The organism is Microbispora bryophytorum (genome assembly GCF_043197435.1).
In the GTDB taxonomy this organism is placed as follows: domain Bacteria; phylum Actinomycetota; class Actinomycetes; order Streptosporangiales; family Streptosporangiaceae; genus Microbispora; species Microbispora bryophytorum.
Window position 1 is genome coordinate 56,519 of the sequence record NZ_JBICTF010000003.1, and the last position, 19,811, is coordinate 76,329.

Here is a 19,811-nt window from a genome sequence, read left to right on the forward strand (position 1 = left end):
GGTTACCGTCCCCGCGCGGACTCCTATACACTGACTGCGTCGCAAGGGGCTATAGCGCAGCTGGTAGCGCACTTCCATGGCATGGAAGGGGTCTGGGGTTCGAATCCCCATAGCTCCACAAACACCTCAAGGGCGGTCGATCGACCGCCCTTTTGTCGTCGGCCGCACACGTTCATAGAGCTGTTCTGATGCGATCGCGCTCGTCCGTCAGGGCACGCCGAGGAGGCGGAGGACCGCCGTGGTGGCGGCGGCCAGGACGACGATCAGGGGGAACGGCGCTTTCCGCAGCGTGAGGATCCCGGCGATGAGCACTCCGGCGGGCCTGGCCCATCCGGCGAAGCCGTGCCCCTCGGTGAGGGCCGAGGTGGCCACCAGGGCGATGAGCAGCACGGTCGCGGCGAGGGACAGCAGGTGGCGCAGGCGGCCGGGCAGCCGGAGCCGGTGACGCAGCACCGGCCCGGCCAGGCGGAACGCGTAGGTGCCGGCGGCGAGCGCGACGACGGCGAGCAGGGGCATCAGGGGACCTCCCGGTCGGGCGGCGGCGCCGGTGCGCGCATGGCGAGCACCAGGCCGGTCAGGGCGAGCAGCACCGGCAGGCCTGCGGGCAGGAACGGCGTGGCCGCCACCGCGACGGCCGCGCCTGACGCGCAGGCCCGGCGCAGTGCGGCGGTCCGGACGTTCCGTTCGGCGAGCGAGGGCAGCACGAGGGCGAGCAGCACCGCGGGGAAGGCCGCATCGAGCCCCAGGGCGGCGGTGTCGCCGATGCCGCGCCCGGCCAGCGCGCCGAGCACGACGCCCGCGTTCCAGCTCGCGAACAGGCCGAGCCCGCAGGCCCAGAACGCGGCGTGCCGTCGGCGGGGATCGCCGTCGCGCAGCACGAAGGCCACCGCCTCGTCCGTCATGAGGTGCGCGCCGGTGAGGCGTGTCCACCACCGGCCGCCGAGGACGTCGCCGATCGCGAAGCCGAACGGCAGCAGGCGCGCGTTCAGCACCAGACCGGCGGCGACGGCGGCGATCGGGGCGCCGCCGGACAGCACCACGCCGACCGCGGCGAACTGCGCTCCTCCGGCGAACACCAGCAGGGACATGACGACCGGCACCCACAGGGGCAGGCCGCCGGACACGGCGATCGCGCCGAACGCTGCGCCCACCATGGCGTCGGCGAGGCACACCAGGGCGATGTCGCGGAGGGTGCCGCGATCGAGTGTTCGCCAAAGCGAATGCATGTCCAGTAGAGTGAACAACGACGATGGTGTTCGTCAAGTCGAACAAACGGACGTGTGGAGCGAACGCGTGGCTGAGAGGCCGTCCTTCGACCTGATCACGCTCATCGCCGCGTCGATCCGCAGGGAGCGCGAGCGTGCCGGCCTGTCGCTGACCGAACTGGCCAAGCGCGCGGGCATCGCCAAGTCCACGCTCTCCCAGCTGGAGTCGGGCGCCGGCAACCCGAGCGTGGAGACGCTGTGGGCGCTCGGGGTCGCGCTCGGCGTGCCGTTCAGCCGCCTCGTGGACCCACCCCGGCCGGCCGTACGGGTGATCCGGGCCGGGGAGGGGCCCGCGACCTACTCCGAGCAGGCCAGTTACGCGGCCACCCTGCTGGCGTCGTGCCCGCCGCACGCGCGGCGCGACCTGTACCGGATCTCGGCCCAGCTGGGCCCGCCGCGCACGTCCGACCCGCACATGGCCGGCACCATCGAGCACCTCCTGATCGGCGCGGGACGCGCGCTGGCCGGGCCCGCGCAGGAGCCGGTCGAGCTCGGGCCGGGCGACTACGTCGCCTACCCCGGCGACGTCCCCCACGTCTTCGAGGCCCTGGAGCCCGACACGACCGCGGTCATCGTCATGGAGCACATTTAGCGCGCCCGCGGCTCCCCGCGGCGGGCGACGGTCGCGTGGGCGGCGACGCCCGCCACGGTCGCGGTGGCGCAGGCCGCGAGCGCCAGGGGCGGCACCAGCGGCGTGAGGGCCCCGAGGGCGGCGAGGACGAGCACCCCCGCCAGATGCGACCTCGGGACGCGCCCCCAGACGGCCCGCTTGAACAGCGCGTGCCCGGTGAGGAAGAGCGCGGGGCCGCCCAGCACGGCGATCGCCGTCCCGGGCGCGGTGTGCCCGCCCGGGTGGTGGATCACGAGTTCGTCGGCCACCGCCGACACGACGACGCCCGCGACCATCGGCAGGTGGAGGAAGGTGTAGGCCGAACGGGCGAGCCGGCCCGGGTCGTCCGCCGCGGCGATCACCCGGCTGCCCGCCTCGGCGCTGCTGCCGAAGTAGGTCCACCACAGGCCGACGCTCGCGCCGAACGCGGTGAGCAGGGCCGCGCCGGCCACGGGCGACGGATGCGCGGCGAAGGTCGCCCCGGTGACCAGGATCGACTCGCCGAAGGCGATGATCAGGAAGAGCTGGCAGCGCTCGGCCAGGTGGGCGCCGTCGATCGACCAGTCCGTCGTCGCCGACCTGCCGAGGCCCGGGGTGACGAACCCGACCCAGGGGACCAGCAGGTCGGCCCCCACCGCCGCCGCCCAGAGCAGTTCCCTGGACAGACCGTGCGCGAGGCCCCCTGCGATCCAGAACACCCCCGACAGCACCGCCCAGGCGAGCACGCGCGTCAGGTTGCGCCGCAGCGGACCCCGAGGCGCGGCGGCCACCGAGCACGCCGTACGGACGACCTGGACGGCCACGTACGCCCCGGCGAACATCAGGCCGTGCTCGCCGAAGGCCCGGGGGAGGGCCGCCGACATGACCAGGCTCGCGAGCATGACGGCGACCAGCACGATCCGCACCGAAGGGCGGTCGGGGTCGAACCAGTTCGTATGCCAGGCGGTGTAGATCCAGGCCCACCAGACGGCGAGCAGCAGCAACAGGGTCTGCGCCGCGCCCCGCCCCGACAGGTGGCCGAGCAGCAGATGGGAGAGCTGAGTGATCGCGAACACGTACACGAGGTCGAAGAACAGCTCGGTGAACGTGACCCGCTGCTCTCCGCCGCGCGGGCGGAGCGTGCCCGTGTGCATCGTCACGGCGGCCCACGCTAGGGATCTTTCCTCCGAAATGGAAGGAGATATTTTGATATACCGGGATCTGCTGGCATGCGTTCGGGCGAATGAGAGCCCGGCGGAGCGGCCGACCCGCCGCCACATCGAGCGCTCGGTCGCCCCCGTGGCCCAAAAAACGGAGCTCAGGCCAGTGCGCAGTGTGTCCGAAACTCTCCGCCGCCGGGGCCGGCTGGTTCTGTTCATCGGCGGGCGTACGGCCTCACGGCCCTCGTCGATCATCTCTGGCATATCGGTGTGCCGGCCATGAGTTGACAACGATCTTTGACACAATTGTTGGCCGAAATGCCTATTTAGCCACGCAATGGCTTGACTTGTCCGGGTGTGGTCCCCTATCTAGAAGGAGGCAAAAGACGGCTGATCACCAACGGCGGCGACCATGACAATCGAATCAGGACCGGACAATCCGCGTCAGGAGTACCGGGCCATCCAGGCCGAGGCGTTCAATCGCATCGGCGGCCGGTACGACGAGGCGTTTCCGCACAAGGAAGGCCAGGTGGCCGCCGGTGAGTGGATGATCAAGCAGCTCAAGCCGGGGGCGCGCGTCCTCGACGTCGGCTGCGGCACGGGCTCGCCCACGGCACAGCAGTTCGCCGAGGCGGGCTGCGAGGTGACCGGCATCGACATCTCCCCGGTCATGCTGGACTTGGCGCGTAAAAACGTGCCGACCGGGACGTTCGTCGAACGCGACGTGCTCGACCTCGACGGCTCGCTCGGCGCGTTCGACGCCGTGACGGCCTTCTTCAGTCTGCTCATGCTGCCGCGGGCCGAGATCGAGCAGGCGCTGCGCGCGATCCACGCCGTGCTCGCCCCCGGCGGCCTGTTCTCACTGAGCATGGTGGAAATCGACCTCGACGACGTGCCCTTCCAGTTTCTCGGCGCTCCGGTGCGGGTGACCGGATATCTGCGTGACGAGTTGCGCGAGGTCATCGAAGCCGCCGGTTTCAGCGTGTTGTCGGAGAACCACCTTTCGTACGCTCCGGCGACCACGCAGGCGCCGCCGGAAATCCAGCTCTTCGTCAACTGCCGGCGTGACCGAGTCTGAGCGGCCGCACCCGTGTCGCGAGACGGGGAACCGTTCTCTGTGCTGAGTCACGTCAGCGGGGTCGTCCGGGCCATGGGCGAGAGCCGTGGCCCGGAGGAGGCGACGAGGGTCCTGTGTGAGGCGGTGGTGCCGAAGCTGGCCGACGCCGCCGCGGTCTATGTGGACGGCGCCGCCTGGCATCGGGTCGATCCCGATGGGCGGCTGCCGCCGCGCTGGGCCGACGACGGGATCGGTGAGGCGACCCTGCTCGACGGGCACCTGCTCGCCGTGCCTCTCAGGGCGTACGGCACGCCCGTCGGCTGCGCGCTGCTGGCGCGCGACGCCCGTCGGCCGCCCTTCGGGAAGGCGCACGTGCTCGCCGCGGAACAGCTCGCCGTGCCCGCCGCGCTCACGATCCATCACGGGCGGCGGGACCGCCGGCACAACGAGACCCTGGAGACCCTTCAGCGCGGGATGCGGCCGGGCGACCCGCCCGACCTGCCGGGGCTGGAGATCGCCTACCGCTACAAGCCCATGGCCGACCGGGTGGGCGGCGACTGGTACGACGTCATCCCGCTGCCGGGCAGCAGGGTGGCCCTGGTCGTCGGCGACGTGATGGGACACGGGCTGGCCGCCGCCGCGGTGATGGGCCAGCTCCGCACGGCCGTGCAGACCCTGGCCTCGCTCGACCTGCCGGCCGAGCAGGTGCTCCACTCGCTCGACGAGATGGCGCAGCGGCTTGCCGCGCAGACGCTTACCACCTGCGTCTACTGCGTGTACGACCCGGTGCTGCGCAGGTGCACGATCGCGAGCGCCGGGCACCTGCCGCCGATCCTGCTCGGAGCGGACGGCAAGGCGGAGGTGCTGTCGCCGCCCCGGTGCCCGCCGATCGGGCTGGGCCGTACGCCGTTCGAGACGATGGAGATCGCGGCGGAGGACGGCAGCATGCTCGTCCTCTACACCGACGGCCTCGTGGAGGAGCGCGGACAGGACATCGGGCTGAGCGTGGAGTCGCTGCGCCGCAAGCTCGCCGACGGCACCTCGATCGAGGCGCTGAGCGACGAGGTGCTGTCCGTCGAGAGGACCGACGACGTCACCGTGCTGGCCATCCGGTTCCGCGGCATCCCCAGCGGACACGTCGCCCAGTGGCTGCTGGAGCCTCAGCCGACGGCGCCGTCGCGCGTACGCGGCCTGGTCCGGCGGACGCTCGGCTCGTGGGGCCTCACGCCCATGATCCCGGCGGCCGAGCTGCTCGCCGGGGAGCTCGTCACCAACGCCGTGCAGCACACCCAGCGGCCTATCACCATCAGGCTGCTGCGCACCGACCACCTGCTGTGCGAGGTCAGCGACGACGACCACCGGCTCCCGGTGGTGCGCGAGCCCGGCCCGCTCGACGAGGACGGCAGGGGGCTGTACCTCGTCAGCCAGCTCGCGGAGCACTGGGGGACCAGCCGGGTGGCCGGAGGCAAGACCGTCTGGTTCTCGCTGGCGATCACCGATCCGCCGGACGCGACCTGACACCGGAACGCCGTGCGGCGCGCCGGCGGCGACGTACGTCGTGGGCTTCGCGGTCGTGGAGCCCTCCGGGGGCGCGCGCCGGGCGGGCCGAACCGCTCGCCGCGCCCGCGGGAGCCGCCTGCGCCTGCCGAGGTCTTCTCGGTTACACCCACACCGCGGAAGTCCTATACACTGGCAAGGCGCCGCGGACGCGGTGTGGCAAGGGGCTATAGCGCAGCTGGTAGCGCACTTCCATGGCATGGAAGGGGTCTGGGGTTCGAATCCCCATAGCTCCACAATGACCGAACCATCCCGAGAGCCGTCCTCCATCCGGAGGGCGGCTCTCGGCGTTCTGATGGACGCTGAAGCGGTCTGCGGCATCTACGACTATCTCGCCGAACGCGGAGTGAGGATCTGGATCGACGGCGGCTGGTGCGTCGACGCCCTCCTCGGTAGGCAGACGAGGCAGCACCCTGACCTCGACGTGGCGGTCGACCACAAGGACGAAGTGGAATTCGCCGCACTCATGCAAGGTCTCGGGGACAAGGATCGCGAGGACGTCCACGCGCTGGGGGAGAAGTTCGGCTTCGAGATCCCGCCGTCCCGCCGCTGATCACCGGCCCACGAGGCGCCGAGTCGCACTGCTCACGCATGACGAGTGCCGGGTGACTGCACGGCGGCTCAGGCGGCTCAGGCCGCTCTCCCGCCGTCGTCCGGCCGGTCGGTGGCCGTGCGTACGAGGGCGACCGCGTCCAGCGGGACGGCGCGCCCCTCGGGGTCGGTGAACGACACGTCCAGCCGCGCCCCGGTCCGCCGATCGCGGCGTTCGACCGTCGGTCCCGCGAGCCGGGGCGCGTGGCGGTCCCCCCACTGCTGCAGCGCTCCGAGGATCACGAGGGCGTCGCGGCCCGAATCGGTCAGGTGGTACTCGTAGCGGGTGCGGGCCCCGGAGTCGCGGTAGGGCCGCTTCTCGACGACGCCCGCACCGACGAGCGTCGCCAGCCGGGTGGTCAGCAGATTCGTGGCGATCCCCAGGCGCTGCTGGATGTCGGCGAAGCGGACGGCTCCGTCGTGCAGCTCCCGCAGTATCAGCGGCGTCCACCGCTCTCCGAGGAAGGTCACCGCCCGCTCGATGGAGCACGTCATCGAGTCGGGGAGTTCGGTGGTCGTCATTCACACGCCTCGCTCGCTCGTCGCCGGTGGGATCCAGGCTAGCTCGAAGAAGCTGGCTTGCAACTTTAAAGTCAGGTCTCTAGTGTGGACGCGAAGCCGTCAAGGGATGGAGAAACAATGAAGATCGAGGGATCGATCGCGCTGGTCACGGGCGCGAACCGCGGGCTGGGACGGTCTTTCGCAGCCGCGCTGCTGGACCGTGGCGCCGCCAAGGTGTACGCGGCGGCGCGCAGGCCGGAGACGGTCGACCTGCCGGGCGTGGTGCCGCTCGCCCTGGACATCACCGACCCCGCGTCCGTCCGGGCCGCCGCCGAGCGGGCCCGCGACGTGGACCTCCTGATCAACAACGCCGGGATCTCCACGGGCGCATCGTTCCTCGCCGGTACGCTCGACGACATCCGCCTGGAGATGGAGACGCACTACTTCGGCACGCTCGCCATGGCTCGTGCGTTCGCCCCGGTCCTGGGCCGCAACGGGGGCGGCGCGATCCTCAACGTGCTGTCGGTGCTGTCGTGGTTCACCGCCCCGCAGGTGGCCGGCTACTCCGCGGCCAAGGCCGCCGCGCTGCAGCTCACCAACAGCCTTCGCCTCGAACTGAAGGAGCAGGGCACGCTCGTCACGGCGCTGCACGTCGGATACATGGACACCGACATGGCCGCCCACGTCGACGGCCCGAAGGCCGCCCCGGCGGAGGTCGCCGCCCAGGCCCTGTGGGGGATCGAGCAGGGGAGTTTCGAGGTGGTCGCCGACGACGTGAGCCGCGGGGTGCGGGCCAGGCTGTCCGGCGACGTGGCAGACCTGTATCCGCAGCTGGCATCCTGACCGGCGGGCACATGACCACGTCCGTGCCGGGTAGGGGCGGATGTCATGAAGAGGATCCTGCAGCTCGTCTTCACCCGCTGGCTGGCGCGCACGCCGCTCGGGATGGTCCTGCTCGGCCTCGGCTGGCTGTTCATGCGCAGGCGGCGGACCCGCAAGCAGCAGCGGCCCGCGGGCTCGCCGCCGCTGCGCGAGCCCGGACGCCGGTCGGGCAACCCGTCCGCCTGGCGGGGACCCGCCGCGGGCAACCGCCGCTGACACCGGCCGCTGACACCTGCCGCTGACACCGGCCGCCCGGCCGACGCTGAGGCAGGCCTGATCAGCCGACGCCGGCGGGAGTGCGGAACGTCTGGCGGTAGACCAGGGGGGACACCCCGACGGCGGCGTGGAGGTGCTGGCGGAGCGAGACCGCGCTGCCGAACCCGGCCTTTCCGGCGATAGCCCCGACCGGCAGGTCAGTGGTCTCCAGCAGGTGCCGGGCGTGCGCGATCCGCTGCCCGGCGAGCCACCTGGCCGGGCTGAGGCCGGTCTCCTCCCGGAACCTGCGGGTGAACGTCCGCACGCTCATGCGGGCGTGCACGGCCAGGGCGGCCAGGTTGACCGGCTCCTCCAGGTGCTCGAGCATCCACGCCCGGGTGGGCGCGGTGGAGGTCGCGGCGGGATCGGGGAGCGGGCGCTCGATGTACTGGGCCTGTCCGCCCTCCCGGAACGGCGGGGTGACGCACCGGCGGGCGGTGCGGTTGGCCACGTCGCTGCCGTGGTCGCGCCGGATGACGTGCAGGCACAGATCGATGCCCGCCGCCACGCCGGCCGAGGTGAGCACGTCGCCGTCGTCGATGAACAGCACGTCGGGATCGAGCCGTACGCGGGGGAACAGCGCACGGAAGTCCGCGGCGTCGCGCCAGTGGGTGGTCGCCGGCCGCCCGTCCAGCAGTCCCGCGGCGGCCAGCACGAAGGCCCCGGTGCAGATCGAGATGAGCCGGGCGCGTCCCGCGACGCCCCGCAGCGCCGCGCGCACCTCCTCGTCGATCGTGCCGTTCTCCAGCGGGGTGCCGCTGTGGATGCCCGGCACCACCACCGTGTCGGCCGTCGCGAGCACGCTGAGGTCGTGGTCGGGGAGGACGCTGTAGCCCGCCTGGCTCCGCACCGGGCGGCCGCCCGGGCTGCAGGTGACGACCTCGTACAGCGGGCCGTGGTCGTGGGCGGCCCAGAACACCTGCCCCGGGACGCCCAGATCGAGTGTGGAGAAGTCGTCCAGGGCCAGTACGGCGACGCGGTGCATGGCCCGATCCTTTCACATGTTGACCTCCCGGCCACTGTCCCTCAAGGCGGGCACAACGGAGGATGCTCGCCATGAAGTCGCTGCATCGTGCGTGGATCGTCGCCGCCGTCGCCTTCGTCGCGATCCTCGGGGCGGCCGGATTCCGCGCCACGCCGGGCGTGCTGATCACGCCGCTGGAGGACGCGTTCGGCTGGTCGAGGGGCACGATCTCGCTCGCGGTCTCGGTGAACCTCATGCTCTACGGGCTGTGCGCGCCGTTCGCGGCCGCGCTCATGGACCGCTTAGGCATGCGGCGCGTCGTCGCCTGCGCCCTGCTGCTGGTGGCGATCGGCAGCGGCCTGACCGTGTTCATGACCGCGAGCTGGCAGCTCATCGCGCTGTGGGGCGTCCTGGTCGGGCTCGGCACCGGCTCGATGGCGCTCGTCTTCGCCGCCACGCTGACCGACCGCTGGTTCGTACGGCACCGCGGCCTGGTCACCGGCGTGCTGACGGCCGGCGGCGCGACCGGGCAGCTGATCTTCCTGCCGGTGCTCGCGCATCTGACGCAGACGCAGGGCTGGAGGTGGGCCTCGGTCACGGTGGCGGCGGCCGCGCTCGCCGTCGTCCCCCTCGTGTGGTTCCTGCTCAGGGACACCCCCGAGGAGATCGGCCTGACCGCGTTGGGCGCGACCGAGCCGGTCGTCCGCACGCCGGCCGAGGGCGCCGCCGCGCGGGCCGTCCGGGTGCTGCGGGACGCCGCCCGCACCCGGCCCTTCTGGTATCTCGCCGTCGGCTTCGCCATCTGCGGGGCGAGCACGAACGGCCTGGTCGGCACCCACTTCATCCCGGCCGCCCACGACCACGGCATGCCCGAGACCACGGCCGCCTCGCTGCTCGCCGTGATCGGGGTCTTCGACATCGCCGGCACCGTCGTGTCGGGCTGGCTGAGCGACCGGGTGGACCCGCGGCTCCTGCTCGTCGTCTACTACGGGCTGCGCGGGCTGTCGCTGCTGGTCCTGCCGCGGCTGTTCGCCGCCACGACCGAGCCGAGCATGCTGGTCTTTATCGTCTTCTACGGCCTCGACTGGGTGGCCACCGTGCCGCCGACCGTCGCGCTGTGCCGCAGGATCTTCGGCGCGGACGGCGCGGTGGTGTTCGGCTGGGTCTTCGCCTCCCACCAGGTCGGCGCGGCCGTCGTCGCCACCGTGGCCGGGGTCACCCGCGACCACCTGGGGAACTACGACCTGGCGTGGTACGGCGCGGGCGTGCTGTGCCTGTTCGCCGCGCTCATGTCGTCCCGTATCGTCACGCGTGTCCGGGATCGCCGCGAAGCTGGGATCCTTGTCGGGTGACCGAACGCGTTCTTCCCCTGGTCGTGCGCATCGAGCGGTCCGCGCCGCCGCAGCGCACCGACGCGCTGGAGGCGGCGGCGACGGCCGTGGTGCGCCTGCTCGACCGTGCTCAGGATCGTGCCCAGGATCATGCCGAGGACGGTGCCCAGGATCATGCCGAGGGCCGTGCCGGGGACCGTGCCGAGGACGACGGAGGCGAGTGGTCCGACGAGGTCGCCGAGTGGCAGGACGGGCGGATCAGGAAGGTGGTCAGGCGGGCACGCGGCGCCGAGTGGCGGCGGGCGCTCGCCCTGCCCGGCATCACCGTCACCGTGCGCACGGCCGAGGTGCGGGTGCATCCTCCCGTGCCGCTCGACGACTGGCCGCGTGACCTCGCCCGGCTCCAGGTCTCGGGCACGGACCTCTCCGACGACGCCACCCCGCCGGAGGCGGGTCCCGGCGACGTGGTGCTCTGGATCAACCCCGGTCTGGAGATGACCGCGGGCAAGGCGATGGCCCAGGCGGGCCACGGCGCCCAGTTCGCCTGGTGGGGCGCGGGCGAGGCGGACAGGGCGGCCTGGCGCGAGCGCGGCTTCGCCGTACGGGTCAGGACGGCCGATCCGGCCGGGTGGGACGCGCTCGCCGCGAGCGGGCTGCCGGTGGTCAGGGACGCCGGGTTCACCGAGATCGCCCCGAACTCCGCGACGGTTGTGGCCGACGCGCCGTGGCTGCGGGTCGGCGTTCCCGAAGTGTGATGGGGAAGGCGCCCGAAATAGCGGGATATGCCGTACGCTCCCGATCGTGTCACCTGGGGACTATGGGACGAAGGCCGTTCCTTCTTATCTAGCGGCCGAGGCCGAGACCACGCCACTACCGAAGATCACGGTCCCTGCGGCGGCGCCACCGGCGAGCTCGTCCAAGGGCCTCGGAGACCTGCCGATGCGCGTGGTCTACCGGATGATCGCGGTCGCCACGGGAGTCGTGGTCCTGGGGGCGGGCGTGACCGTCGTGCTGTTGAACCGGAGCGACTCCGCCACCACGACCGCCGCGCCGCGGAACTCCGCGGACGCCGTAGTCCCCTCGGTCGTGTCGGCCTCGTCCGCGTCGGGCGCCGCCGCACCGGCCGCGGGCGCGGTGGCCACGCCCGGTCTCAGCCCACTGTCCAGCACGCCGCCCAGCCCGCTGTCCAGCCCGCTGTCCAGCACCGGGACGAGCGCCACGCCCAGCGCGGACGCCAGCCCCGCGGACAACGCGGACGCGGTCGATCCCGCGCTGGCGGCGGCCCTCAAGGACCCCCGGGTGCCCGCGCTGCCGAAGGACGTCCGCCGGCTCCGCAGCCTGCCCGGCCGGGCGGCCGCCACCCACAGCCTGATCAAGGACAGGCGCTCCGGCGTCGCCCTGCCCCGCTTCGCCAAGGCATGGGCGCTGGCCAAGCCCGCGCCGTTCGCTTCTCGCCAGTTGCTGCCCATGGCGAAGGGCGCGTCGTACCGCGGGATGCTGGTCTCCTGCCCGGTGCCGATCCCCGAGCAGAAGACGCTGCGCGACACCGCCTTCCTGGCCGCCCGATGGACGCTCAACCACCACCCGTCGGGCGCGACGATCACCTGGACCGCCTCGCAGCCCATCAAGGCGGGCAAGCGGAAGGGCTGGCTGCTCGGTTACACCGTGCACTACTCGCTCAAGGGCAGGAAACGGGTCTCCGCCGCGGCGCTGGCCCTCGTGGACACGCCGGAGACGAAGCCCGCCGTCGTGTTCGTCACGATCCCCGACAGCCAGAAGAAGCGCTGGCACGACATCAACAAGGTGATGTCCTCCGTCAAGGCGCTCTAGCAGGAGCGTGGGCGCCGCCACAGGCGGCGGGCCGGCAGCACGGCATTGCCGGCGCCGGGTCCCACCTGACGTCCGTCTTCGCCGAGCTCCGCGCAACCCGGCTTCACGCGACCGAGTGAGTCGTCGGGGCGACCGGGCTCACCGCTCGGCGAGGACGATCACGCAGTCACCGGGAGTGAGCGTCACGGACCGTGACCGGTCCGGGTTGAGCACGATGCCGTAGTGGGGCGGTTTGCCGGACTTCGCCGCCAGGCGGTAACCGATCGCGGTCTCGCCACGCCGCAGCGCCGACTCCATGATCGTGCGGAAGGCGACGGGCACCCCGGTGGTCACGTAGTCCTCCACGGCCCGGGGGTAGACCTCCGAGCCGGTGGAGTCGAAGAGGTGGCCGAAGACCTCGGCGAGGTGCGGGTTCTCGGCGAGCTGGGCGAGCAGCAGGCCGATGACGGTGTCGCTGATCACGATGTCGTCGGCCTCGGTGACCTCCGCGAGCGCCCGGTTGTTCTCGTCGTGCATCTCGCTCACGATCGAATACTTCTCCCCGAGGGTCGCCTGCATGTCGCGCAGCTGCAGCAGGGTCATCAGCGTCCGGGTGTCGGCGTGGCGCGGATCGCACCGGTCGTCGGAGAGCACGATGACGTGCTGGTAGACGCCGACACCGAGGGACTCCAGGGCGTACCTGTCGGTGCCGTCGCACTCCTTGACGTTCACCGTCAGGTTGCGCAGGTCCGCCAGGCCGGCGCCGGCGCCGGGGTGGTCGCCGGCGACGTCGAGCACCGACCCGGGGGTCACGTAGCCGTCCAGGTAGTGGATGATCCGTGCGGCCCGGCCGTTCCAGCCGAGCATCAGGGTCCGCTCGGGGGCCGGAGGCGGGGCCGTCGCGGGGACGATGTGCCGTTCGTCCGCGGGAGCCGTTCCGCTCTCCCGGCGGATGAGCGAGTCGTCCTGGGCGAGCACGACGATCTCGTCGGACGTCCCGATCACCGTGTCCGGTGGCGGGTTGAGCACCACGCCGCCGGGTGCGCGCAGGCCGAGGACGGTCGCGGTCGCGTAGGCGTCGAGGGCCTCGCCGTACGACCTGCCCGCCAAGGAGGGGTCGCGGCGCAGGTAGATCTCGTCGCCGTCGAAGTTCAGCAGGTCCATGCAGACGACGGACATGCCGGACTGCCGGGACGACTGCACGATCAGCCGGGCGGCGATGTCGTCGCTGTCGACCAGGTGGACGCCGGGCCCTCCGGCCAGCCGGGCGGCCGCCATGTTGCGCGAGGAGGCGATGGCGGCGACCACCGGAGGATGGTCCCCGGCGCGCTTGCCCAGCGCGAGGAGGGTCTTGATGACGTGCGCGTCCGGGTCGTCCTGCTCGGGGGAGAGCACGACGATCGTCCGCGCGCTGCTCAGGCTCAACAGGTCGAGGTCGGCCGGCTCGGTGGGCCGGCCGGTGCGGCACACCAGGCGCGTCTTGCCCGTGTCACCCACCCGGGCCCGGATGGCATCCTCCATGGCCGGCTTGTCCCTTTCGGCCATGATCGCGATGACCGACCCGTGCTGGCTGGCGTGCGCCTTCGCCAGCTCGGAGACGATCGTGAAGAGCTGCTCGGACCAGCCGAGGATGACGGTGTGGCCGCTCTCGATGACGCGCGAGCGGCCCTTGCGCAGCTCCTCCAGCTTGCCGCGCAGGCCGGCGGAGAGCACGCCCACGAGGATGCTGACGATGAAGATGCCGCCGAGGGACGCGCCCAGCATGATGGCGAGGAAGGGTGCCGTTCCGGCGTCCCCGGCGATCTTTCCCGGGCTGAGCGCGTGCATGAGCGACAGCCACAGCACGCCCGGCCAGCCCTGGTGCCGGAGCGCCTCGTCCGGGGTCAGCCACATCGTCAGCGCGCTGACCACCACGATGAGCCCCAGCGACACCAGGGCCAGCCAGCCGATCAGGGCGGCCGTGCCCCTGGCCATCGTGTTGTCGAACCAGTAGCGCGCGCGCTCTTTGACCGTGGCCTTTGACACCGGCATCCCCCACAATGATCAGCAAATGCCACACATAGTAGAAGCGACTAGGCTTCGCCGTGTGACGGAACTGGTGCTCGCTTCGGCCTCGCCCGCCCGCCTCGGTGTGCTGAGGGCTGCCGGGCTCGATCCCAAGGTGATCGTCAGCGGCGTCGACGAGGACGCGATCACGGCTGGCACCCCCGAGGAGCTGTGCCTGAAGCTGGCCGTGGCCAAGGCGGACGCCGTCTCCCGGACGCTCGGCGACGGCATCGTGATCGGCTGCGACTCGGTGCTCGAACTCGACGGCGTCGCGTACGGCAAGCCGGGAACGCCGGAGAACGCGAAGGACCGCTGGCACGCGATGCGGGGCAGGACCGGCAGGCTGCTGACCGGGCACTGCGTGGTCGACGTGCCGGCGGGCCGCAGGGTGTCGGAGGTGGCGGCGACCGTGGTGCGGTTCGGCACGCCGTCGGACGAGGAGATCGAGGCGTACGTCGCGAGCGGGGAGCCGCTGCGCGTGGCGGGCGCGTTCACGCTCGACGGCCTGGGTGGCTGGTTCGTGGAGGGCATCGAGGGCGACCACGGCAACGTGCTCGGCATCTCGCTGCCGCTGCTTCGCCGCCTTTTCGCCGATCTGGGCGTGCCTGTGACGGCCTTGTGGCGCTAGCCTGCCCGCCATGAGTGGCATCGGGCGGCCCGCCGGACGGCGCGGCGTCGGCGGCTTCGCCGAGGGAGTCGGTTTCTGCTTCCGGGGTCTCGGATGGACCTGCCGGCATCCTCGCTGGTGGTTGTTCGGGCTGATCCCGGCCCTGATCGCCCTGGTTCTCTACGCCCTGGCGCTGGTCTGGCTGGGCACGCACGCGACCGACGTGGCGGCCTGGGCGACGCCGTTCGCGGACGACTGGGGCTGGCGCGACGGGTTCCGCACGCTGGTCGGTGTGATGATCTTCGTGGTGGGTCTCGCGCTCGCCGTGCTGACGTTCACCGCCGTCACGCTCGTGATCGGCGACCCGTTCTACGAGAAGCTGTCGGAGCGGGTCGAGGAGGACCTCGGCGGGCTTCCCGGCGGGGGCGACCTGCCCTTCTGGTCGTCCCTGTTCCGGTCGATCCGCGACAGCCTCGTCACGCTCTGGTGGGTCCTGCTGTTCTCCGTGCCGTTGTTCGCGCTCGGCTTCGTGCCGGTCGTCGGGCAGACCGTGGTGCCCGTGGTGGGGGCGTTGGTCTCCGGGTTCTTCCTCACGGTCGAGCTGACCGCCCTGGCGATGGAACGCCGGGGTCTGCGGCGCAAGGAGCGCTTCGCGCTGCTCCGGTCGAACCTGTCGGTCTCGCTCGGGTTCGGGGTGCCGCTCTTCCTCGCGTTCATGGTGCCGCTCGTCAGCGTCGTCGCGATGCCCGGCGCGGTCGCCGGCGCCGCCATGCTCGTCCGCATGCGGCTGGCGCCGGCGGCCGTACCGGGACAGCGGGCACCGGACGGTCAGGCTCCGGGAGATCAGGCCAGGGACACGAGACCGGCGTAACCGGAGTTCCACATGTCCTCGGTCCCGTCCGGCAACAGCAGGACGCGGTCGGGGCGAAGGGCCTCCACGGCCTTCTCGTCGTGCGTGACCATCACCACCGCGCCCTGATAGGAGGAGACCGCGGCCAGCGCCTCGTCCCGTGACGCCGGGTCGAGGTTGTTGGTGGGCTCGTCAAGCAGCAGCACGTTGGCCTGCGAGCCGACGAGGGTGGCCAGTGCCAGACGGGTCTCCTCGCCGCCGGACAGCACGCCCGCGGGCTTGCCCGCGTCGTCCCCCGCGAACAGGAACGAGCCGACAGAGTGCCGACCGGCCGGGTCGTGACCCGGTCGGGCAGGCCGAGCCCGGCGGCGATGCGGGCGGCCTCGGCCTGCGCGGCGTACCCGCCGCGGGCCTCGAACTCCGCCTCGGCCCGGACGTACCGCCGCATCGCCCGCTCCTGCTCGGCGGGGTCGGAGGGCCCGGCCCGGTGCCAACGGGTTTCCGGCCCGCCGGGTTGTCCACAGGGGGACGGCTGTCCCCAGAACGCGCTTCGGCCGTCGTGCGGCTCGGCCGCCCCGGCGAGGCTTGCGGCCATGACGATCCCGAAGCTCGTGCTCTCCTCACCGGCGGACATCCTCGCCGCCGTGCCCTACCTCGTCGGGTTCCACCCCACCGACAGCCTCGTCGTGGCGGGCGTCGCCGGCCCGCAGGTGCGGCTGACGACGCGCTGGGACCTCCCGGTCGCCTCCGAGGACCTCGACCTGCTGGTCGCGCTGCTGCGCCGCGAGGCGGTGACCGAAGTCTTCGTCGTCGGGTACGGCCCCGGCGCCCTGGTGACCCCCGCCGCCGACACGGTGACCCGGCTGCTGCGCGCCGGAGGCATCCGGGTAGCGGAGAGCCTCCGGGCCGAAGGGGGGCGCTACTGGTCCTACTCCTGCGACAGCGCGACCTGCTGTCCCGCGGAGGGCACGCCCTACGACACCGAGCGCAGCCACGTCGCCGCCGAGGCCGTGATGCACGGGCTGGTGGCCCTGCCCGACCGGGGCAGTCTGCGGCGCTCCGTCCAGCGGTGCGGCGGGGCGGCGATGCGGCAGGCGACCTCCCGCGTCATGGCCGATCTGCGGGCGATGCCCGAGCCCGGGGGACCGGGCGCGGACGAACTGGCCGCGCGCTTCGTGGCCGAGGGGCTGGCGCGGGTGCGCAGGGCCGTCGGCCTGTATGACTCGGGAGGCCGGCTGGACGACGAGGGCGCTGCCAGGCTCGGGCTCGACCTCGCCGTGGTGAGGGTGCGCGACGAGGCATGGGCGCTGATCGACGACCGTGACGCGCACGTCGCGCTGTGGCGCGACCTCACCCGCCGGCTGGAGCCGGGCCATGTCGCGCCCGCGGCCTCACTGCTGGCGGCCGCCGCCTGGCATCGGGGGGAGTGCGCGCTGGCCGGGATGGCGCTGGAACGGGCGCTCGCCGCCGACCCCGGCTATTCGATGGCGCTCCTTCTGCGGCAGGCACTGGCGCACATGATGTCCCCCGCCATGCTCCGCGACCGCATGCCGACACCTGCGGAACTCGACGACGAGATGGGGCCCGCCCGGGCGATCTGGCTCGCGCCGCTGCGCGCACTGCTGACCCGGGACGTGCCCGGTCCGGCCTCCGCATCGGCCCCCGGCAGCCGTCAGATCAGGTCGCCGTCCTGAGCCTGACGCCGGCGTTCGTTGTAGGCCCGCATCCGGCCGGGATAACCGGTGAGCTGCACGTCGTACACCGGGAGGGCGAGATCTCTGGCGACCTTGGCGATCACGGCGGGAGCTCCGACACGGCGACGGGTCCACTCCCCGTCGTGGGCCACGGCCACCGCGGTGGTGTCGGTCGCGAAGGTCTCCGGCTCGACGTAGAACTCGACTCCACGGCGGGTCTTGGCGAATTCGATGAGGGCCTCGATGTCGGTGTCGGTCGCCTCGCGGTCGAATTTGGCCACGCGGGCACCCCGGCGCCGCCGGAGCCCGTAGCGATCTCGCCATCTCATAGTGCTTGTATACATCGCCGCGGATCACGATGGCGTTAAGGAAGCGGTCTCGGGGCGATGTCGGGGATGTCCCTGATGCGGGCGGGCGCGTACGCGGCACAAGATGGATGCAGACTCGAAGAGAGCCGAGCAAGTCGATCGACGGAAGGCGATGCTGTGATGCCCGCGGCAGCGACACCATCGTGGCCGGGCCATGCCCCCATGCCACACCCTCAGTTGCGTGTGACCAACCAGGACCGTGAACAGGTGGTCGAGCACGTCAAGGCGGCCTACGCCGAGGGCCGGCTCGACAAGCACGAGATGGACGAGCGCCTGCACCTGGCGATGACCGCGCGCACGCACGCCGATCTCGTGCCCATCATGAACGACCTGTACGGCACCCGCCCGGCGTACGTTCCCCGGCCGCCCGCGTACCGGCCCGCCGCCGTCCCGGCCGGGGGAGACCGGGTCGGGGCGGCGTCCTCGCACCTGTTCGCGTTGCTGGGGTTGTTCGTCATCGGCCCGCTGCTGATGATGGTGACGGCGGGCCGGACGTCCCCATACATCCGGAAGCATGCGGTGGAGGCGCTCAACTTCCACCTCACCGTGCTGGGAGCGACGGTGCTGCTGCCGTTCACCGTCGTCGGCTTCGTCCTGCTGCCGGTCATCTGGGTCGTCGGACTGGTCCTGTGCGTGGTCGGCGGGGTGTCGGCGCTCGCCTGCACCGAATTCCGCTACCCGTTGACCATCCGCCTGGTCAAGTAACCCGTAAGCGGCTCCCGGGTCAGGGCATGAGCGCGCGGACCGCGGCCACGGTGTCGGCCTCCTCCGGCCGCTTGTCGGGCCGGTAGCGCAGGACCCGGGCGAACCGCAGCGCCATGCCGCCGGGATAACGGGTCGACCGCTGCACGCCGTCGAAGGCGATCTCCACGACCATCGCGGGCTTGAGCGTGACGACGTAGTCGTCCGCCGGCCCCTCCGCCAGCCGCAGGAACTGCTCGGTCTGCCAGGTCAGCAGTTCGTCGGTGAGGCCCTTGAACGTCTTGCCGAGCATCACGAAACCGCCGGTCTCCGGGTCGTGGGCGCCGAGGTGCAGGTTGGACAGCCAGCCCCGGCGCCGTCCGCTGCCCCACTCGGCCGCCAGCACGACCAGGTCGAGCGTGTGCCGCGGCTTCACCTTGATCCAGCCCGCCCCCCGCCGCCCGGCGGCGTACGGCGTGCGCAGCGACTTCACCACCACACCCTCATGGCCCCGGCGTACGGCGTCGCCGAAGAACGCCTCGGCCTCCTCGGCGTCCGCCGTGACCAGCCGAGGGGTGATCAGCTCGGCCGGGACCGCGGCCTCCAGAGCGGCGTGCCGCTCCTCGTCCGGCAGGTCGAGCAGGTCGGCGCCGCCCACGCGCAGGGCGTCGAAGAAGAAGACGGTCAGCGGCACGGTCGCCCGCAGCGACGCGACGTCGGTCCTGCTGGCCACCCGGCCCGAGGTGACCTGGAACGGCTCGGGGCGGCCGTCCGGGCGCAGCGCGATGACCTCGCCGTCGAGCACGAGATCGGTCCCGGGCAGGCCGAGCACGGCCTCGACCAGCTCGGGGACCTGCGCGGTGATGTCGTCGAGCGTGCGGGTGAAGACGGCGACACCGTCCCCCGACCGGTGGGCCTGGACCCGCACGCCGTCGAGCTTCCACTCCACGGCGGCGGGGGCGCCGGCCTTCTCCAGGGCGGCGGTCACGCTGGGCGCGCTCTGCGCGAGCATCGGCGCCACCGCCTGCCCGACCTCCAGGCGGAACGCCTTCAGCTCCGCGACGCCGCCGCGCAGCGCGGCCGCGCCGACGGCGGGCAGCGAACCGCGCAGGGTCAGGGCGCGGCGCACCTCGGCCGCGGGCACGTCGGCGGCCATGGCGACCGCCTCGATCATCACCCCGTTGAGCGCCCCCTGGCGCAGCTCGCCCGTCAGCAGCCGGTGCAGGAACGACTGCTCCTGGCGGGTGAGGGCGCCGAACAGCTCGCCGAGCACCTCACGGCGCGCGGTCTGCGATCCGGCGCCGGACTGCGACTTGATGCGTTCGAGCAGCGCGTCGACCTGCGTCAGGGTCGCCGTGGCGATCTGACGCGGCTCGGGGAGGTCGGACAGGCCCCGCCAGCCCACCCCGATCTGGCGCTGCGGCAGCTCGCCCGACAGGTAGGCGATGGCGATCCCGGCCTCGTCCGGTCCCACCCTGCCGAGCAGCTCGGCGAGGTGCCTGATCTTGGCGAGCCGCGCCGAGTCCGCGGCGACGGCCGCGGAGGTCCTGGCAAGGTCGATCAGCAACACACCGTAATCCTGCCTTACCACAGGGGTAGGTGCC

21 protein-coding genes, 2 tRNA genes and 1 pseudogene are annotated in these 19,811 nt (G+C 72.2%); 15 read left to right on the plus strand and 9 right to left on the minus strand.

From position 1 onward, the window contains the following. Window positions 1-45 precede the first annotated feature (45 nt). Window positions 46-118 (plus strand) — tRNA-Ala (locus ACGFIB_RS09670). A gap of 89 nt (window positions 119-207) precedes the next feature. On the opposite strand, the gene ACGFIB_RS09675 is transcribed toward ACGFIB_RS09670, so the two are convergent. Beyond that, on the minus strand, window positions 208-516 hold the full coding sequence (locus tag ACGFIB_RS09675) for an AzlD domain-containing protein (RefSeq protein ID WP_393370135.1): 309 nt from the start codon (window positions 514-516) through the stop codon (window positions 208-210). Further along, on the minus strand, window positions 516-1,226 hold the full coding sequence (locus ACGFIB_RS09680; protein ID WP_357245717.1) for an AzlC family ABC transporter permease: 711 nt from the start codon (window positions 1,224-1,226) through the stop codon (window positions 516-518). The genes ACGFIB_RS09675 and ACGFIB_RS09680 overlap by 1 nt, the downstream gene beginning before the upstream one ends. A 67-nt stretch (window positions 1,227-1,293) precedes the next feature. Here ACGFIB_RS09680 and ACGFIB_RS09685 point away from each other — a divergent pair, with 67 nt between their 5' ends. Beyond that, window positions 1,294-1,857 (plus strand): helix-turn-helix domain-containing protein, encoded by a 564-nt coding sequence (locus ACGFIB_RS09685; protein ID WP_393370139.1) that lies wholly within the window; start codon window positions 1,294-1,296, stop codon window positions 1,855-1,857. On the opposite strand, the gene ACGFIB_RS09690 is transcribed toward ACGFIB_RS09685, so the two are convergent. Next, complete coding sequence (locus tag ACGFIB_RS09690) at window positions 1,854-3,008, minus strand: low temperature requirement protein A (RefSeq protein ID WP_393371440.1); 1,155 nt, start codon at window positions 3,006-3,008, stop codon at window positions 1,854-1,856. The genes ACGFIB_RS09685 and ACGFIB_RS09690 overlap by 4 nt on opposite strands. 418 nt (window positions 3,009-3,426) lie before the next feature. Between ACGFIB_RS09690 and ACGFIB_RS09695 the strand changes: the two genes are divergently transcribed. The 4 genes from ACGFIB_RS09695 (at window position 3,427) to ACGFIB_RS09710 (ending at window position 6,181) form a co-directional block, all read left to right on the plus strand. Further along, entirely contained in the window at window positions 3,427-4,092 is a 666-nt protein-coding gene (locus ACGFIB_RS09695) for a class I SAM-dependent methyltransferase (protein ID WP_142573185.1), read from the plus strand. A gap of 39 nt (window positions 4,093-4,131) precedes the next feature. Then, window positions 4,132-5,589, plus strand: coding sequence for an ATP-binding SpoIIE family protein phosphatase (locus tag ACGFIB_RS09700; protein ID WP_357257392.1), 1,458 nt, complete (start codon window positions 4,132-4,134; stop codon window positions 5,587-5,589). Window positions 5,590-5,791: 202 nt separating this feature from the next. Continuing rightward, window positions 5,792-5,864: transfer RNA gene (locus tag ACGFIB_RS09705), tRNA-Ala, on the plus strand. Window positions 5,865-5,923: 59 nt separating this feature from the next. Next, window positions 5,924-6,181, plus strand: a complete 258-nt coding sequence (locus ACGFIB_RS09710) for a nucleotidyltransferase domain-containing protein (RefSeq protein WP_393370143.1) — start codon at window positions 5,924-5,926, stop codon at window positions 6,179-6,181. A gap of 77 nt (window positions 6,182-6,258) precedes the next feature. Here the strand turns inward: ACGFIB_RS09710 and ACGFIB_RS09715 are convergent, their stop codons facing one another. Further along, the gene (locus ACGFIB_RS09715; RefSeq protein ID WP_142573181.1) at window positions 6,259-6,741 is read right to left on the minus strand and encodes a winged helix-turn-helix transcriptional regulator; all 483 of its coding nucleotides are present in this window, start codon (window positions 6,739-6,741) and stop codon (window positions 6,259-6,261) included. 117 nt (window positions 6,742-6,858) lie between these two features. Between ACGFIB_RS09715 and ACGFIB_RS09720 the strand changes: the two genes are divergently transcribed. Both ACGFIB_RS09720 and ACGFIB_RS09725 read left to right on the plus strand, forming a co-directional pair. Beyond that, on the plus strand, window positions 6,859-7,563 hold the full coding sequence (locus tag ACGFIB_RS09720; RefSeq protein ID WP_393370147.1) for an SDR family oxidoreductase: 705 nt from the start codon (window positions 6,859-6,861) through the stop codon (window positions 7,561-7,563). A 45-nt stretch (window positions 7,564-7,608) separates the two neighbouring features. Further along, the gene (locus ACGFIB_RS09725) at window positions 7,609-7,818 is read left to right on the plus strand and encodes a DUF6203 family protein (protein WP_393370150.1); all 210 of its coding nucleotides are present in this window, start codon (window positions 7,609-7,611) and stop codon (window positions 7,816-7,818) included. Between the two features lie 61 nt (window positions 7,819-7,879). Here ACGFIB_RS09725 and ACGFIB_RS09730 read toward each other — a convergent pair whose 3' ends face one another. Then, window positions 7,880-8,842 (minus strand): GlxA family transcriptional regulator, encoded by a 963-nt coding sequence (locus ACGFIB_RS09730; RefSeq protein WP_393370153.1) that lies wholly within the window; start codon window positions 8,840-8,842, stop codon window positions 7,880-7,882. A 71-nt stretch (window positions 8,843-8,913) separates the two neighbouring features. Between ACGFIB_RS09730 and ACGFIB_RS09735 the strand changes: the two genes are divergently transcribed. The 3 genes from ACGFIB_RS09735 (at window position 8,914) to ACGFIB_RS09745 (ending at window position 11,982) form a co-directional block, all read left to right on the plus strand. Further along, a complete protein-coding gene (locus ACGFIB_RS09735) occupies window positions 8,914-10,173 on the plus strand; it encodes an MFS transporter (protein WP_393370156.1) in 1,260 nt (419 codons plus the stop codon). Beyond that, on the plus strand, window positions 10,170-10,907 hold the full coding sequence (locus tag ACGFIB_RS09740; protein WP_393370159.1) for a peptidyl-tRNA hydrolase: 738 nt from the start codon (window positions 10,170-10,172) through the stop codon (window positions 10,905-10,907). Before ACGFIB_RS09735 ends, ACGFIB_RS09740 begins: the two co-directional genes overlap by 4 nt. Window positions 10,908-11,091: 184 nt before the next feature. Further along, a complete protein-coding gene (locus ACGFIB_RS09745) occupies window positions 11,092-11,982 on the plus strand; it encodes a hypothetical protein (protein WP_393370161.1) in 891 nt (296 codons plus the stop codon). A 138-nt stretch (window positions 11,983-12,120) separates the two neighbouring features. On the opposite strand, the gene ACGFIB_RS09750 is transcribed toward ACGFIB_RS09745, so the two are convergent. Continuing rightward, window positions 12,121-13,986, minus strand: a complete 1,866-nt coding sequence (locus ACGFIB_RS09750) for a CASTOR/POLLUX-related putative ion channel (RefSeq protein ID WP_409348763.1) — start codon at window positions 13,984-13,986, stop codon at window positions 12,121-12,123. 61 nt (window positions 13,987-14,047) lie between these two features. Here ACGFIB_RS09750 and ACGFIB_RS09755 point away from each other — a divergent pair, with 61 nt between their 5' ends. Together ACGFIB_RS09755 and ACGFIB_RS09760 are read left to right on the plus strand one after the other, a co-directional pair. Beyond that, entirely contained in the window at window positions 14,048-14,635 is a 588-nt protein-coding gene (locus ACGFIB_RS09755; RefSeq protein ID WP_357257377.1) for a Maf family protein, read from the plus strand. A 10-nt stretch (window positions 14,636-14,645) separates the two neighbouring features. Next, window positions 14,646-15,485, plus strand: a complete 840-nt coding sequence (locus ACGFIB_RS09760) for an EI24 domain-containing protein (protein ID WP_393370166.1) — start codon at window positions 14,646-14,648, stop codon at window positions 15,483-15,485. On the opposite strand, the pseudogene ACGFIB_RS09765 reads toward ACGFIB_RS09760, so the two are convergent. Next, window positions 15,458-15,790: pseudogene (locus ACGFIB_RS09765) on the minus strand (ATP-binding cassette domain-containing protein); the annotation flags it as partial. The gene ACGFIB_RS09760 and the pseudogene ACGFIB_RS09765 sit on opposite strands and share 28 nt — an antisense overlap. A 267-nt stretch (window positions 15,791-16,057) precedes the next feature. Between ACGFIB_RS09765 and ACGFIB_RS09770 the strand changes: the two are divergent. Then, window positions 16,058-17,158, plus strand: a complete 1,101-nt coding sequence (locus ACGFIB_RS09770) for a DUF4192 domain-containing protein (protein ID WP_393370169.1) — start codon at window positions 16,058-16,060, stop codon at window positions 17,156-17,158. Here the strand turns inward: ACGFIB_RS09770 and ACGFIB_RS09775 are convergent. Then, entirely contained in the window at window positions 17,137-17,487 is a 351-nt protein-coding gene (locus ACGFIB_RS09775; RefSeq protein WP_191051206.1) for a hypothetical protein, read from the minus strand. The genes ACGFIB_RS09770 and ACGFIB_RS09775 overlap by 22 nt on opposite strands. A gap of 222 nt (window positions 17,488-17,709) precedes the next feature. Here ACGFIB_RS09775 and ACGFIB_RS09780 point away from each other — a divergent pair, with 222 nt between their 5' ends. Then, window positions 17,710-18,231, plus strand: a complete 522-nt coding sequence (locus tag ACGFIB_RS09780; RefSeq protein WP_357257373.1) for a DUF1707 and DUF4870 domain-containing protein — start codon at window positions 17,710-17,712, stop codon at window positions 18,229-18,231. Window positions 18,232-18,250: 19 nt separating this feature from the next. Here ACGFIB_RS09780 and ACGFIB_RS09785 read toward each other — a convergent pair whose 3' ends face one another. Then, on the minus strand, window positions 18,251-19,777 hold the full coding sequence (locus ACGFIB_RS09785; protein WP_393370172.1) for an ATP-dependent DNA ligase: 1,527 nt from the start codon (window positions 19,775-19,777) through the stop codon (window positions 18,251-18,253). Window positions 19,778-19,811: the final 34 nt, after the last annotated feature.

Bases quoted from the DNA above. Each gene is read 5' to 3' on its own strand.
- ACGFIB_RS09695 (WP_142573185.1), top strand. From the start codon at position 3,427: ATGACAATCGAATCAGGACCGGACAATCCGCGTCAGGAGTACCGGGCC.
- ACGFIB_RS09710 (WP_393370143.1), top strand. From the start codon at position 5,924: ATGGACGCTGAAGCGGTCTGCGGCATCTACGACTATCTCGCCGAACGC.
- ACGFIB_RS09730 (WP_393370153.1), bottom strand. From the start codon at position 8,842: ATGCACCGCGTCGCCGTACTGGCCCTGGACGACTTCTCCACACTCGAT.
- ACGFIB_RS09760 (WP_393370166.1), top strand. From the start codon at position 14,646: ATGAGTGGCATCGGGCGGCCCGCCGGACGGCGCGGCGTCGGCGGCTTC.
- ACGFIB_RS09770 (WP_393370169.1), top strand. From the start codon at position 16,058: ATGACGATCCCGAAGCTCGTGCTCTCCTCACCGGCGGACATCCTCGCC.
- ACGFIB_RS09745 (WP_393370161.1), top strand. From the start codon at position 11,092: ATGCGCGTGGTCTACCGGATGATCGCGGTCGCCACGGGAGTCGTGGTC.
- ACGFIB_RS09680 (WP_357245717.1), bottom strand. From the start codon at position 1,226: ATGCATTCGCTTTGGCGAACACTCGATCGCGGCACCCTCCGCGACATC.
- ACGFIB_RS09735 (WP_393370156.1), top strand. From the start codon at position 8,914: ATGAAGTCGCTGCATCGTGCGTGGATCGTCGCCGCCGTCGCCTTCGTC.
- ACGFIB_RS09775 (WP_191051206.1), bottom strand. From the start codon at position 17,487: ATGAGATGGCGAGATCGCTACGGGCTCCGGCGGCGCCGGGGTGCCCGC.
- ACGFIB_RS09715 (WP_142573181.1), bottom strand. From the start codon at position 6,741: ATGACGACCACCGAACTCCCCGACTCGATGACGTGCTCCATCGAGCGG.
- ACGFIB_RS09720 (WP_393370147.1), top strand. From the start codon at position 6,859: ATGAAGATCGAGGGATCGATCGCGCTGGTCACGGGCGCGAACCGCGGG.
- ACGFIB_RS09690 (WP_393371440.1), bottom strand. From the start codon at position 3,008: ATGCACACGGGCACGCTCCGCCCGCGCGGCGGAGAGCAGCGGGTCACG.
- ACGFIB_RS09675 (WP_393370135.1), bottom strand. From the start codon at position 516: ATGCCCCTGCTCGCCGTCGTCGCGCTCGCCGCCGGCACCTACGCGTTC.
- ACGFIB_RS09725 (WP_393370150.1), top strand. From the start codon at position 7,609: ATGAAGAGGATCCTGCAGCTCGTCTTCACCCGCTGGCTGGCGCGCACG.